This is a genomic window from Mycobacterium sp. TH-M106 (assembly GCF_057473765.1).
Genome location: NZ_JBYCLE010000417.1, coordinates 1 through 12,861, shown reverse-complemented (window position 1 = coordinate 12,861; position 12,861 = coordinate 1). Strand labels below are relative to the sequence as shown.

At 67.2% G+C, this 12,861-nt stretch carries 12 protein-coding genes and 2 tRNA genes; 6 read left to right on the top strand and 8 right to left on the bottom strand.

Features of this window, described 5'->3' with window-relative positions; genetic code table 11:
• Nucleotides 1-27: 27 nt before the first annotated feature.
• Nucleotides 28-621: a DUF3515 domain-containing protein gene (locus AC2VOP_RS14630; RefSeq protein ID WP_486961645.1), complete on the top strand. Its 594-nt coding sequence runs from the start codon at nt 28-30 to the stop codon at nt 619-621.
• 6 nt (nt 622-627) lie between these two features.
• On the opposite strand, the gene AC2VOP_RS14625 is transcribed toward AC2VOP_RS14630, so the two are convergent.
• The 3 genes from AC2VOP_RS14625 to AC2VOP_RS14615 form a co-directional block, all read right to left on the bottom strand.
• Nucleotides 628-1,755, bottom strand: a complete 1,128-nt coding sequence (locus AC2VOP_RS14625) for a D-alanine--D-alanine ligase family protein (protein WP_486961643.1) — start codon at nt 1,753-1,755, stop codon at nt 628-630.
• Between the two features lie 85 nt (nt 1,756-1,840).
• Nucleotides 1,841-3,085, bottom strand: a complete 1,245-nt coding sequence (locus tag AC2VOP_RS14620; protein WP_486961642.1) for a zinc ribbon domain-containing protein — start codon at nt 3,083-3,085, stop codon at nt 1,841-1,843.
• Nucleotides 3,086-3,199: 114 nt separating this feature from the next.
• Entirely contained in the window at nt 3,200-4,228 is a 1,029-nt protein-coding gene (locus AC2VOP_RS14615) for an NAD(P)H-dependent glycerol-3-phosphate dehydrogenase (protein WP_486961641.1), read from the bottom strand.
• Nucleotides 4,229-4,340: 112 nt separating this feature from the next.
• On the opposite strand from AC2VOP_RS14615, the gene cofC reads away from it, so the two are divergent.
• From cofC to mutT1, 3 genes are all read left to right on the top strand, one after another.
• Nucleotides 4,341-4,973: a 2-phospho-L-lactate guanylyltransferase gene (cofC, locus tag AC2VOP_RS14610; protein WP_486961640.1), complete on the top strand. Its 633-nt coding sequence runs from the start codon at nt 4,341-4,343 to the stop codon at nt 4,971-4,973.
• 68 nt (nt 4,974-5,041) lie between these two features.
• On the top strand, nt 5,042-7,267 hold the full coding sequence (locus tag AC2VOP_RS14605; protein ID WP_486961644.1) for an RNA degradosome polyphosphate kinase: 2,226 nt from the start codon (nt 5,042-5,044) through the stop codon (nt 7,265-7,267).
• Between the two features lie 61 nt (nt 7,268-7,328).
• Nucleotides 7,329-8,279, top strand: coding sequence for an 8-oxo-(d)GTP phosphatase MutT1 (mutT1, locus tag AC2VOP_RS14600; RefSeq protein ID WP_486961639.1), 951 nt, complete (start codon nt 7,329-7,331; stop codon nt 8,277-8,279).
• Between the two features lie 66 nt (nt 8,280-8,345).
• On the opposite strand, the gene AC2VOP_RS14595 is transcribed toward mutT1, so the two are convergent.
• The 3 genes from AC2VOP_RS14595 to leuC form a co-directional block, all read right to left on the bottom strand.
• On the bottom strand, nt 8,346-8,993 hold the full coding sequence (locus AC2VOP_RS14595; RefSeq protein WP_486961638.1) for an HU family DNA-binding protein: 648 nt from the start codon (nt 8,991-8,993) through the stop codon (nt 8,346-8,348).
• Nucleotides 8,994-9,193: 200 nt separating this feature from the next.
• Nucleotides 9,194-9,790, bottom strand: a complete 597-nt coding sequence (gene leuD / locus AC2VOP_RS14590) for a 3-isopropylmalate dehydratase small subunit (protein ID WP_486961637.1) — start codon at nt 9,788-9,790, stop codon at nt 9,194-9,196.
• 29 nt (nt 9,791-9,819) lie between these two features.
• Nucleotides 9,820-11,238, bottom strand: a complete 1,419-nt coding sequence (leuC, locus tag AC2VOP_RS14585; protein WP_486961636.1) for a 3-isopropylmalate dehydratase large subunit — start codon at nt 11,236-11,238, stop codon at nt 9,820-9,822.
• Between the two features lie 40 nt (nt 11,239-11,278).
• On the opposite strand from leuC, the gene AC2VOP_RS14580 reads away from it, so the two are divergent.
• Together AC2VOP_RS14580 and AC2VOP_RS14575 are read left to right on the top strand one after the other, a co-directional pair.
• Nucleotides 11,279-11,980, top strand: coding sequence for an IclR family transcriptional regulator (locus AC2VOP_RS14580; RefSeq protein ID WP_486961635.1), 702 nt, complete (start codon nt 11,279-11,281; stop codon nt 11,978-11,980).
• A gap of 141 nt (nt 11,981-12,121) precedes the next feature.
• The gene (locus AC2VOP_RS14575; protein ID WP_486961634.1) at nt 12,122-12,619 is read left to right on the top strand and encodes a pyridoxamine 5'-phosphate oxidase family protein; all 498 of its coding nucleotides are present in this window, start codon (nt 12,122-12,124) and stop codon (nt 12,617-12,619) included.
• 16 nt (nt 12,620-12,635) lie between these two features.
• On the opposite strand, the gene AC2VOP_RS14570 is transcribed toward AC2VOP_RS14575, so the two are convergent.
• Nucleotides 12,636-12,708 (bottom strand) — tRNA-Glu (locus AC2VOP_RS14570).
• A gap of 73 nt (nt 12,709-12,781) precedes the next feature.
• A tRNA-Gln gene (locus AC2VOP_RS14565) sits at nt 12,782-12,853 on the bottom strand.
• Nucleotides 12,854-12,861: the final 8 nt, after the last annotated feature.

Genomic DNA, 12,861 nt, shown 5'->3' with positions numbered 1-12,861 from the left:
TACCGACCAGCCCACGGCGATCGTCGCATGAACGGCCATCGAGACAGCCGGCCAGCACGAGGAACCTCCCCAGTTCACTGCGGGGAGGACGTCAACGATCCGGATGGGCCGCCGCGGGTAGCGCTGATCGCGGCCTTTGTGGTCGCGGTCGCGGCGGTCGGGGCCGTGCTGGCGATCGCGGCGACCCGCCGGACACCGCAACAACCGGTCGCCATTCCCGCCGTCGCTGCCCCGCACGCCACCGACCCGGCATGTCAAGCGCTGCTGGAAGCGCTGCCGGCGCGGCTCGGCGACGATCGACGCGCACCGCTGGCACCACCCGCGCCCGAGGGCGCGGCCGCCTGGGCTGACGGCGGCGAACCGGTGGTGCTGCGCTGCGGACTGGACCGCCCGGCCGAGTTCGTGGTGGGCGCGCCGATCCAGGTCGTCGACTCGGTGCAGTGGTTCGAGATGCATGCCGAAGGCCTATCGACCTGGTCCACCTGGTACACCGTGGACCGGCCGGTCTATGTGGCGCTCACGCTGCCACCCGGATCGGGGCCGACGCCGATCCAGCAACTATCCGAGCTGATCGCCGACACCATCGCGGCCGTCCCGATCAACCCGGCGCCGCCTAATTGACGTTGCTCAGCGCAGCCCGGTCCCGCGCGCCAACGCGGTGTCGACCATCGTCGCCAACAGGGTCGGATAGTCGACGCCGCTGGCCGCCCACATCCGTGGATACATCGAGATCGTGGTGAACCCCGGCATGGTGTTGACCTCGTTGACCACCGGGCCATCGTCGGTGAGGAAGAAGTCCACCCGGGCCAGGCCCTGGCAGTCCAGCGCCGTGAACGCCCGGACCGCCAGCCGCCGCACCTCGTCGGCGACCTCGTCGTCGATCTTGGCGGGCACATCCAACTCAGCCGCGTCGTCGAGGTATTTCGTGGCGAAGTCGTAGAAGGAGTCCTCCCGGCCGCGGACCCCGGCCACCCGGATCTCGCCCACCGTGCTGGCCGCCACGGAGCCGTCTGGGAATTCGAGCACCCCGCACTCCAGTTCGCGACCGGAGATCGCGGCCTCGACGATCACCTTCGGGTCGTGCCGACGGGCGTCGGCAATCGCAGCGGGCAGCTCGTCGGCGTGCGACACCCGGCTGACCCCGATCGACGAGCCGCCGCGGGCGGGTTTGACGAACACCGGCAGTCCCAGCCACTGGCGCTCCTCGATCGTCGGCAGCGGTTGTGCCGATCTGAGCACCACATGCGGGCCGATCGGCAATCCCGCGACGGTCAGCAGCTTCTTGGTGAACTCCTTGTCCATGCCGGCGGCACTGGCCAGCACCCCCGCTCCCACGTAGGGCACCCCGGCCAGCTCGAGCAGCCCCTGGATGGTGCCGTCCTCGCCGTACGGGCCGTGCAGCACCGGGAACACCACGTCGACCGAGGCCAGCACCTCCCCGGCGCCGGTCGACAACGCGACCAGCTGGCCGGCGCGCTGCGGGTCGGCGGGCAGGGCCAGCTCGGTGCCCGACGCCGCCGTCACCCCCGGCAGCTGCCGGTTGGTGATCGCCAACGTCTGCGGGTCGCCGTCGGTGAGCACCCAGGCGCCTTGCGGCGTGATGCCCACCGCGACCACCTCGAACCGCTGCGGGTCGAGGTTTCGCAGGATGCTGCCCGCCGACACGCAGGAGATGGCGTGCTCGCTGCTGCGGCCACCGAACACGACGGCCACCCGGACCCGGTCCCCGGCATCGGGGGAGCTGGGGGCGTCCACAACCTAGAGAGGCTACCGCTGTTGACGTCCTCCCCGCGGTGAACTGCGGGGATTCCTCGTGCCGGCCGGCTGTCTCGATGGCCGTTCATGCGGCTATCGCCGTGGGCTGGTCGGCAGTGGAGGTTCGCGCCGAGCGGCTCTGTCGCATCGTGGCCCGCGCTGCGCGTCGGGCTTTGATGCGCGCCACCGACCTCCGCGAGGGCGGATGCCTGCGGCCTCGCCGCTTACGTGCTTGCGCACTACGGCTGGACTTCGGTGACTCGTCGACATCCTGACGATGCAGCCAGCCAATGTTGGCTGCCTGCAAGTCCAGCCGATCGACCCCATCGGCCCTGGTGCGGACATGCAGTCCCAGGTAGGCCGAAAAAAGGTCACGATCTTCTCGAATGCCGCACTCGCAGCGGTGCACCCGTTGCGAAAGCGGCTTTTTCTTGCGGTTCCCGCACAGGCAGGTTTGCGACAAAGCGGTGGTGCGCGGGTTGTACTCGTAGAGCCGCTGCCCGCCGGCGCTTTCAGCCTTGCGGCCCATCATCTCCACCAGCAACCCTGGCGCCCTATCGCGCACACTGCTCGGGAAGTTCTTCTGCCACGACCCATAATCCAGCCGCTCGCACGCGATCTGGGCGCCGTGGCCCAGCAGCCGGTTGCCCAGCGCCCCATGCAACGTCTTGCGGTGGGCGGCCAGGCGGCGATGCAACTCGGCCACCCGCGTGGCGCTCCGTTCGATCAGCGCCTCAATCTCGGCGAACTCGGCCTGCTGTTCCATCCCGCGCCGCCCCGACGCGGCCGGCACGGCGATCGCCACCACAAACCCCGCTCCCCACTGCAAACCGAGCAGCCGCCCAGCCTCATCGATCTTGGAACGCAACGCACCGTTGCCGTCCTTGGCCGCCAACGAACGCAGGCCCCGCCTGGCCGACGTGAACCGCGGCTTGCCCTTCTTACCGAGGTGCCAGTGTTTGACAGCGTCGAACGCTCGCGCCCCCAGGTTCTGGGTCTCCTGAGCAGGCAACTGTTCGCGCACCCATGACGTGCGCAGCGACGAGGCGAATGACTGCGCGGCATCGGCGGTGAACCCATGCGCGGCCTGCACCGCCCGAAAAGCCGATCGCCGGACCTGACACTCAGCTGGACCGCGGTGCGGCAGCTCCCGCACCACCTGCCAGTCCGGATCGGCCTTCACCGCGCGGCTACGCGTGATGAACTCCCCCAGCACCGCGTTATACACCCGCACCCCGGTGAAAAACCGGATACCGATCTCACGGCACTGCGTTGGATTCGGTCGCAGCGGCCACGACCGCACATGCGTCGGCGCGCCCCTGTCCATCATCGAGCAGTGCATCGATGGACAAACCCGACCACTCTGAGCGCCGGGCTGCGCCCGGCGATACACGGGATGGGCTCACCCCACCATAAATGGCGAGGCTGGCGCCCAAGAATTCGGTCACTCCGGTTTAGTGCGGCGTCCCAGCAACAGCGCAACAGCCTCGCTGACCGACAGCCCCCGGTGGCAGACCCGGTGCACAGCGTCGGTGAGTGGCATCTCGACGTCGTAGCTGGATGCCAGTGCCAGCACCGATTGACACGACGTCACCCCCTCGATGACGTGGCCGTGCCCGCCGTCTCCGGTCCCCAGCGCCTGCAGCGTCGGCGCCACCGCCTCACCCCGGCCGAGTCGCTCGCCGAAGGACCTGTTCCGTGACTGCGGCGAGGTGCAGCTGGCCACCAGGTCACCCACCCCGGCCAGGCCCGCCAGCGTGGCGCCCTTGGCCCCCAGCGCGATGCCCAGCCGGATGATCTCAGCCAACCCCCGGGTGATGATCGCCGCCGCGGTGTTCTCGCCCAGGCCCACACCGGCGGCCATGCCGCACGCCAGCGCGATGACGTTCTTGCAGGCACCGCCGACCTCGGTTCCGACCACGTCGGCGTTGGTGTAGGGGCGGAAGTATCCGTTGTTGAGCATGCGCTGCAACGCCACCGCCCGCCCGGAGTCACTGCAGGCGACGACGGTGGCGGCTGGCTGCCCGTCGGCGATCTCACCGGCCAGGTTGGGCCCGGACAGCACCGCCACCTGAGCAGGGTCGACGCCGGTCACCGCGACGATGACCTGGCTCATTCGCATCAGGGTGCCCAATTCGATGCCCTTGGCCAGGCTGACCAGGGTGGCGCTCTCGGTGAGCAGCGGAGTCCACGCCAAAAGGTTGGACCGCATCGCCTGTGCGGGCACCCCGAGGAGCACCGTCGTCACACCGCCCAGAGCTTCGGCCGCGTCGGAGGTGGCGCAGATCCCGGCCGGCAGCCGCACACCGGGCAGATGGTCGGGGTTGCATCGGGTGACGTTGATCGCTTCGGCGAGATCGGGCCGACGTGCCCACAACCTGACCTCGCTGCCGGCGTCGGCCAGCACCTTGGCCAGAGCCGTTCCCCACGCGCCGGCACCCATCACCGCAACGGTGCCGTCGCTGTCGGCCATTGCCACCACCTCTCTCCGCCTCTCTCCGGCCCTCTCCGGCTCTCTCCGGCCCTCTCCGACTCTCTCCGGCCGGGCTTCACCCTAAAGCGTGCCGCATGGCGACGCTGGCAGGATGAGCGTCATGCGCGATGTCGGTCTGATCATCGCCGTCAAGCGGCTGGAGACCGCCAAGACCCGGTTGGCGACAGCCTTTCCGGCCGGTGCCCGCGAGGACGTGGTGCTGGCCATGCTGGTCGACACCATCATCGCGGCAACGAAGGTCGAGTCACTGTGCTGCATCACGGTGGTCACGCCCGACGATGCTGCCGCGGCGGCGGCGGCTGAGTTCGGCGCCAACGTATTGCGTGACCCGACCCCGGCGGGTCACCGGGATCCGCTCAACAACGCGCTGCTCGCCGCCGAACGCGCGGTCGCCGAATCGGTTGCCAACATCGTTGCCTTGCAAGGCGATCTGCCGGCACTGCAAACCCATGAACTCGCCGAGGCGATCGCGGCCGCCCGTTCGCACCGGCGGAGCTTCGTGGCCGACCGGCATGGGGCCGGCACCGCAGCGCTCTTTGCCTTCGGCGCTGCCCTCGACCCGCGCTTCGGACGGAACTCCTCTTCGCTACACCGTCATTCGGGTGCGGTAGAGCTCACCGGCGCCTGGCCGGGTCTGCGCTGCGACGTCGACACACCCGAGGATCTGGCGGTTGCGTGTGGACTCGGCGTCGGGACGTCGACCGCGCGGGCCGTCGTGCGTTGATTGCGGTCCGGCCGGGCACCACAATGGCGAGATGGCGAGCTGCCGCCACGGTGGCAGCACCGCCCGAGATGAGTAATGATTTCCCTGTGACCGACATCAAAGCGACCCAAATAGGCGAGCTGCGCACCGACGAGACAGACTGGCACCCCAGCGACACCGCGCCGGCTGCCCCACCGGCAGCCACGGTGGTCCAAGAGCCTACCGCCGACGACGAACTTCCCGATGATCGCTATCTGAACCGCGAACTGAGCTGGCTGGACTTCAACGCCCGGGTACTGGCGCTAGCCGCCGACACCTCACTGCCCTTGCTGGAGCGGGCCAATTTCCTGGCAATCTTCGCCTCCAACCTCGACGAGTTCTACATGGTTCGGGTGGCCGGCCTCAAACGGCGCGACGAGATGGGGCTGTCGGTGCGCTCGGCGGACGGCTTGACCCCGCGCGAGCAACTGCGCCGTATCGGCGAAGAGACCCAGCAGATTGCCACCCGGCACGCCCGGGTATTCCTCGACTCAGTTCGCCCCGCGCTGGCTGACGAGGGAATGCACATCGTCACCTGGGCCGACCTGGACGAGGCGGAGCGCGAGCAATTGTCGGCCTACTTTCACGACCAGGTGTTCCCGGTGCTGACCCCGCTGGCTGTCGACCCGGCACACCCGTTTCCGTTCGTCAGCGGGCTGAGCCTGAACCTGGCGGTCACGGTGCGCCGCCCCGAGGACGGCGGGCAGCACTTCGCCCGGATCAAGGTTCCCGACAATGTCGATCGCTTCGTCGAGCTCGGCGCTCGCACCAACGGCAGCACGGACATTTATGGGGACGGCCAGCGAGCCGAGATCCGCTTCCTGCCGACTGAGGAGTTGATCGCGGCCTTCCTCCCGGTGCTGTTCCCGGGCCTTCAGATCGTCGAGCACCATGTGTTCCGCATCACCCGCAACGCAGATTTCGAGGTCGAAGAGGACCGTGACGAGGATCTGCTGCAGGCCCTGGAGCGGGAGCTGGCGCGGCGCCGGTTCGGGTCGCCGGTGCGCCTGGAGGTCTCCGACGACATGACCGAGAACATGCTGGGACTGTTGCTGCGCGAACTCGACGTACACCCCGGTGACGTCATCGAGGTGCCCGGGCTGCTCGACTTGTCGTCGCTCTCGCAGATCTACCGCCAGGATCGGCCGGATCTCAAAGACCCGGCCTTCGTCCCGGCCACTCATCCGGCTTTCGCAGAGCGGGAAACCCCCAAAAGCATCTTCGCCACCCTGCGCGAGGGTGATGTGCTGGTGCACCACCCGTATGATTCCTTCTCCACCAGCGTGCAGCGGTTCATCGAGCAGGCCGCCGCCGATCCGGGGGTGCTGGCGATCAAGCAGACGCTGTACCGCACTTCGGGTGACTCGCCGATCGTCACCGCATTGATCGATGCTGCCGAAGCCGGAAAACAGGTGGTGGCACTGGTCGAGCTCAAGGCGCGGTTCGACGAACAGGCCAACATCAAGTGGGCACGCCAGCTCGAACATGCCGGGGTGCACGTGGTGTACGGGCTGGTCGGGTTGAAAACGCACTGCAAGACCGCACTTGTCGTGCGCCGCGAAGGCTCGACCATCCGTCGGTACTGTCACATCGGCACCGGCAACTACAACAGCAAGACCGCTCGACTCTACGAGGATATCGGGCTGCTGACCGCGGCCCCGGACATCGGTGCCGATCTGACCGATCTGTTCAACTCGCTCACCGGATACTCACGGAAGGTGGTCTACCGAAACCTGTTGGTGGCACCGTACGGCGTGCGCACCGGAATCATCGAACGCATCGAGCGAGAGGTCGCCGCGCACCGCGCCGGCGGTAACGGCCGGATCCGGCTCAAGCTCAACTCGCTGGTCGACGAGCAGGTGATCGACGCGCTCTACCGGGCATCACGCGCCGGCGTGCGGGTCGAGTTGGTGGTGCGCGGCATCTGCGCGCTGCGCCCCGGCGTGGCCGGGTTTTCCGAGAACATCACCGTGCGTTCGATTCTCGGACGCTTCCTGGAGCATTCACGCATCATCTACTGTCGCGCAATCGACGAGTTCTGGATCGGCAGCGCCGACATGATGCACCGAAACCTCGACCGTAGGATCGAGGTCATGGTCCAAGTCAAAGACCCCAGGCTGACTGCGCAGCTCGACGACGTGTTCGAGTCCGCACTGGATAGCTCCACCCGCTGCTGGGAGCTCGGGCCCGACGGCAAGTGGACCGCATCGCCGCAGCCCGGCCAGACCGTACGTGATTACCAGGTATCGCTGATGGAGCGGCACCGGAGCCCCTGAAGTCCCTGACCCGACCACATCCGCGGTGCACGCGGGCCGGAATTGACCTGCAGGAGTCAAGGTGCCGAAAAGGACACCGCCGGATGGCGATGTCGCTGCGGTCAGGAAGATCTATGCAGCCGGGGGTGTGCTGTGGCGGCCAGCACGTAAGGGGCGCAAGGCGGTCGAGGTCGCACTCATTCACCGGCCCCGCTACGACGACTGGACGCTGCCCAAAGGCAAGGTCGATCCGGGTGAAACCGAGCCGGTGACCGCGGTGCGGGAAATCCTCGAAGAGACCGGCCACCGCGCCCACCTGGGCCGGCGCCTGGGTACGGTGAGCTATCCGGTCCAGCAGGGCGTCAAAAAAGTCCGCTACTGGGCGGCCCGCAGTCTCGGGGGTGAATTCGCCGCGGGTACCGAGGTTGACGACATGGTGTGGCTACCGGTGCCGGATGCGATGAAGAAACTCCGATACACCTACGATCGAAAGATCCTGCGCCGGTTCGTCAGATACCCCGCCGACACCCAGACGGTTCTCATCGTCCGGCACGCAACCGCCGGCCGTAAGTCCAGATTCTCCGGTGATGATAGCCAGCGGCCGCTGGACAAGCAGGGGCGCGAGCAGGCCAACTCCCTGACCGGCGTGCTGCTGGCGTTCGGTGCCACCGATGTGCATGCCGCCGACAGGTTGCGCTGCCACCAAACGGTGGGGCCGTTAGCCGCCGAACTCGGTGTGGTCGTCTGCAACGAACCCGAGCTGACCGAGGAAGCCTATGCGCACAATCCGAAACCAGCCCGGCGGCGCATGCTGCAGATCGCGCAAGCGGGGCGCACCCCGGTGATCTGCACTCAGGGCAAGGTGATTCCAGATCTCATCACGTGGTGGTGTGAGCGCGACGGTGTGCGCCCCGACAAATCCCGAAACCGCAAGGGCAGCACCTGGGTGCTGTCGCTATCCGGTGGGCAACTGATCGCCGCCGACCACATCGGCAGCGCGGTGGCCGCTAAAGATCAGGCTCAGCACTCCTGACAATGCGCCACCAAGCCGAGCGCCGCGGAACGTCACGTCCCGCGGCGCTGGCCCATCGGCATGTGCCTATTTGCGGCCCCGCCGGGCCGTGGCCTTGCGGGCCGGGGCCTTGCGGGCCGGGGCCTTCTTCGCCGCCGCCTTTTTGGCCGGAGACCGCTTGGCTGCGGCCTTGCGGACCGGAGCCTTCTTCACCGCCGCCTTTTTGGCCGGAGACCGCTTGGCTGCGGTCTTTTTGGCCGGAGCCCGCTTGGCTGCGGTCTTTTTGGCCGGGGCGGCTTTCTTCGCTGCCTTCGCAGCTGCGCGAGCCGGTGCCTTGACGGCGGTCTTCTTCGCGGCAGCCCGGGTGGCTTTCTTGGCCGGCGACTTCTTCACCGCCTTCCTGGCCCCACCCGCCACTACGCCACGCTTGACGGCGGGTCCTTGCGCCGGGAGTCGCTGCGCGCCTGACACAACCGCCTTGAATTGCGCGCCTGGCCGAAATGCCGGTACGGACGTCGGCTTGACCTTCACCGTTTCCCCGGTGCGTGGGTTACGGGCCACACGCGCCGCACGGTGCCGTTGCTCGAACACACCGAAACCGGTGATGGTGACGCTGTCACCCTTGTGCACCGCACGCACAATGGTGTCGACGACATTCTCGACGGCGGCTGTCGCCGACCTACGATCTGCGCCCAATTTCTGTGTGAGCTCATCGATCAGCTCTGCTTTGTTCATCCAATCCCTCCGCAACCAGTGGCCCGCTCTGGACCGACTAGCGCATCAGGGTAAACCCTTCTGCCCCTGATATCCAAGAGCCACGCGCAATTCCAAATGAAATTATCGGCGACCCGGGCAATACGGTTGCCGCTCTTGGTCGGTGACGGGCACCCTGTTGTCGGTGGCGCGGGCGGTAATTTGGCTGCGCTTGTGGGGCGTCAGCTGACGGGTGTGGTCCGTGGTTTCCAGGCCGGCCGGGTCTTCTCGTAGGCGTCGATTCTGCTCAGTTTCCGCAGCGTAAGGGCTATATCGTCGAGTCCTTCAGTCAATCGCCAAGCGGTGTAGTCGTCAATATTGAACGCCACCATCACCGTTCCCGCGGCGATGGTCCGATCGTGAAGATTGGCAGTGATTTCCAACCCTGGGCTCTGCTCGATCAGTTTCCACAAGATTTCCACATCGTCTTGAGCGACCTGAGCCGCCAGCAGCCCGTCCTTCCCGGCGTTGCTGCGGAAGATATCGGCGAACCGGGATGAGATCACCACCCGGAAGCCGTAGTCCATCAGAGCCCACACTGCGTGCTCGCGGGAGGATCCGGTGCCGAAGTCAGGCCCGGCCACCAGCACCGAACCCCGGTCGAAGGGGCTGAGGTTGAGCACGAAAGACGGGTCGGCCCGCCAGGCGGCGAACAGCCCATCCTCGAAGCCGGTTCGGGTGATGCGCTTCAAAAACCGCGCGGGGATGATCTGGTCGGTGTCGACGTTGGACCGGCGCAGCGGCACGCCGATTCCGGTGTGGGTGTGAAACGCTTCCATGATTGGGCTCCTCCTAAATGGCGTGCCGGTCAAGTCAAGTCAGCGGGCGCCGACAGCGTGCCGCGGATCGCGGTAGCGGCGGCGACGACCGGTGACACCAGGTGCGTACGGCCGCCCTTGCCCTGCCGCCCCTCGAAGTTGCGGTTGGACGTCGAGGCACACCGCTGTCCCGGTGCAAGTTGGTCGGGGTTCATGCCCAGGCACATCGAGCATCCGGGCTGGCGCCACTGGGCGCCGGCAGCGGCGAAAACCTCGTCAAGTCCCTCGGCTTCGGCCTGCTGTCGCACCCCCATCGAGCCGGGCACGATAAGCATTCGCACGCTGTCGGCCACCCGGCGTCCGCGCATCACGTCGGCCACCGCGCGCAGATCCTCGATACGGCCGTTGGTGCACGATCCGACGAATACGGTGTCGACCGCGATGTCGCGCATCGGGGTTCCGGGTCGAAGGTCCATGTATTCCAATGCCCGTTCGGCAGCTCGCCGTTCGGCGTCGTTGGTCATCAGTTCCGGGTCGGGCACCGCGTCGCCCAACGGAACGCCCTGGGCGGGATTGGTGCCCCAGGTGACGAACGGGGTCAGCGAGGACGCGTCGAGGTAGACCTCGATGTCGAATTCGGCAGTCGGGTCCGTGCGCAGACCCTGCCAGTAGGCGACGGCAGCTTCCCAGGCCGCTCCGGTCGGAGCGTGTGGCCGTCCGCGAAGATATTCGTAGGTGGTGTCATCGGGTGCCACCATCCCGGCCCGGGCCCCGGCTTCAATACTCATGTTGCAGATGGTCATCCGGGCTTCCACCGACAACGATTCCACGGCGCTGCCCCGGTATTCGATGACATGGCCCTGGCCACCGCCGGTCCCGATCCTGGCGATTACCGCCAGGATGATGTCCTTGGCCGTCACACCGGGCGGTAGTCCCCCGTCGATGTTGACCGCCATCGTCTTGAACGGTCGCAGCGGCAGCGTCTGGGTGGCCAGCACATGCTCGACCTCGGAGGTGCCGATACCCATCGCCAACGCACCGAATGCGCCGTGGGTGGAGGTGTGACTGTCTCCGCAGACGACCGTCATCCCCGGCTGGGTGAGCCCCAGCTGCGGACCGATGATGTGCACGATGCCCTGGTCGATGTCGCCCATCGGATGCAGGCGAATGCCGAATTCCGCACAGTTGCGCCGCAACGTCTCGACCTGCTTGCGCGACACCGGGTCTGCGATCGGCTTGTCGATGTCGGTGGTCGGCACGTTGTGGTCCTCGGTGGCGATGGTCAGGTCCGGCCGGCGGACCCGCCGGCCGGCCAGCCGCAAGCCCTCGAAGGCCTGCGGGCTGGTGACCTCGTGGATCATGTGCAGATCGACGTAGATGAGGTCTGGTTCGGTCCCACCACCGGAGGCCACCAGATGTTCGTCCCAGACCTTCTCGGCCAGGGTGCGGGGCTTGCGTGTCGTGTCCATATTTCAGCTATCCCATGATGTGAGACATTAGTATCTCAGTATGGGACAGCATAGCGGCATCGGCGTTCTCGACAAAGTCGTCGACGTACTCGGCGCGATCGCCGAATCGCCGTGCGGGCTGCCTGAACTCTGTGAGCGCACCGGCCTTCCCCGGGCCACCGCGCACCGACTGGCCGCCGGACTCGAGGCCCACCGCCTGTTGGCGCGCGGCGCCGACGGCCGCTGGCAGATCGGGCCCGCCGTCGCCGAACTGGCGGCGCACGCCGACGACCCGCTGCTGGCCGTTGGAACGGTGGTGCTGCCCCGGCTGCGGGAGGTCACCGGTGAGAGTGTGCAACTGTACCGGCGCGAGGGAACCTCGCGGGTCTGTGTCGCGGCCGCAGAGCCGCCTGCCGGGCTTCGCGACACGGTTCCGGTCGGGACCCGGCTGCCGATGACGGCGGGCTCCGGGGCCAAGGTGTTGTTGGCCTACGCCGACCCCGCCACCCAACAGGCGGTGCTGCCGCAGGCCAAGTTCACCGATCGCGTGCTGGCCCAGGTACGGCGGCGGGGCTGGGCGCAGAGTGTCGCCGAGCGTGAGCCCGGGGTGGCCAGTGTGTCAGCGCCGGTACGTGATCCGCACGGGGCGGTCGTCGCGGCGATATCGGTGTCCGGCCCGATCGACCGGATAGGCCGGCGACCAGGCGCCCGGTGGGCCACGGACCTGGTCGAGGCGGCCGACGCGCTCACCCGCAGGCTGTAGCGGGTCGCACGCCACGCGCAGACTCGGTGCGAGGATGCGCAGGCGCGTCGCGAGCATGCACAGACTCGCACTCCGCGGACGCCGCGAGTGCGATTTTGTGCATGCTCGGCCAGGGTGCTGGCGGCCTGACAGACTACTGACGTGGGAACCAATCAGCGTGCACAGATCGTCATGTCGCCAACCGAGATCGCCGACTTCGTCGCTACCAGTCGCACGGGGACGCTAGCCACCGTCGGGCCGGACGGGCAGCCGCACCTCACCGCGATGTGGTACGGAGTACTCGACGGCGAGATCTGGTTGGAGACCAAGACCAAGTCCCAGAAGGCGGTCAACATCAGGCGCGATCCGAGGGTCAGCTTCCTGCTCGAGGGCGGCGATACCTACAACACGCTGCGGGGGGTGTCGTTCGAAGGTGTTGGCGAGATCGTCGAGGATCCTGACGCCATCTTCCGGGTCGGGGTCAGCGTGTGGGAGCGCTACACCGGCCCGTATACCGACGAGATGAAACCTGCGGTCGATCAGATGATGCACAAGCGGGTCGCCGTGCGGATCGTCACGCGCCGCACCCGTTCGTGGGACCACCGCAAGCTCGGGCTACCCGCGATGCCGCGAGGTGGCTCCACGGCGCCTGTGACATAGCGGATGTAGCCCGATGTAGCCCCGATGGGATTCGAACCCACGCTACCGCCGTGAGAGGGCGGCGTCCTAGGCCGCTAGACGACGGGGCCAGAACCAAGCCGAGCTGCCAGCATAGCTCAAGCCAATACGGCCGATCTCATTGCTTGCGGCGGACCGGTTTTGCTGGGGTACCAGGACTCGAACCTAGAATGGCTGAACCAGAATCAGCTGTGTTGCCAATTACACCATACCCCATTGACCGG

Excerpts from the sequence above, each read along its gene's own strand:
- AC2VOP_RS14630 (WP_486961645.1), top strand. The coding sequence starts at position 28 with ATGAACGGCCATCGAGACAGCCGGCCAGCACGAGGAACCTCCCCAGTT.
- AC2VOP_RS14620 (WP_486961642.1), bottom strand. The coding sequence starts at position 3,085 with ATGATGGACAGGGGCGCGCCGACGCATGTGCGGTCGTGGCCGCTGCGA.
- AC2VOP_RS14615 (WP_486961641.1), bottom strand. The coding sequence starts at position 4,228 with ATGGCCGACAGCGACGGCACCGTTGCGGTGATGGGTGCCGGCGCGTGG.
- cofC (WP_486961640.1), top strand. The coding sequence starts at position 4,341 with ATGAGCGTCATGCGCGATGTCGGTCTGATCATCGCCGTCAAGCGGCTG.
- AC2VOP_RS14605 (WP_486961644.1), top strand. The coding sequence starts at position 5,042 with ATGAGTAATGATTTCCCTGTGACCGACATCAAAGCGACCCAAATAGGC.
- AC2VOP_RS14595 (WP_486961638.1), bottom strand. The coding sequence starts at position 8,993 with ATGAACAAAGCAGAGCTGATCGATGAGCTCACACAGAAATTGGGCGCA.
- leuD (WP_486961637.1), bottom strand. The coding sequence starts at position 9,790 with ATGGAAGCGTTTCACACCCACACCGGAATCGGCGTGCCGCTGCGCCGG.
- leuC (WP_486961636.1), bottom strand. The coding sequence starts at position 11,238 with ATGGACACGACACGCAAGCCCCGCACCCTGGCCGAGAAGGTCTGGGAC.
- AC2VOP_RS14580 (WP_486961635.1), top strand. The coding sequence starts at position 11,279 with ATGGGACAGCATAGCGGCATCGGCGTTCTCGACAAAGTCGTCGACGTA.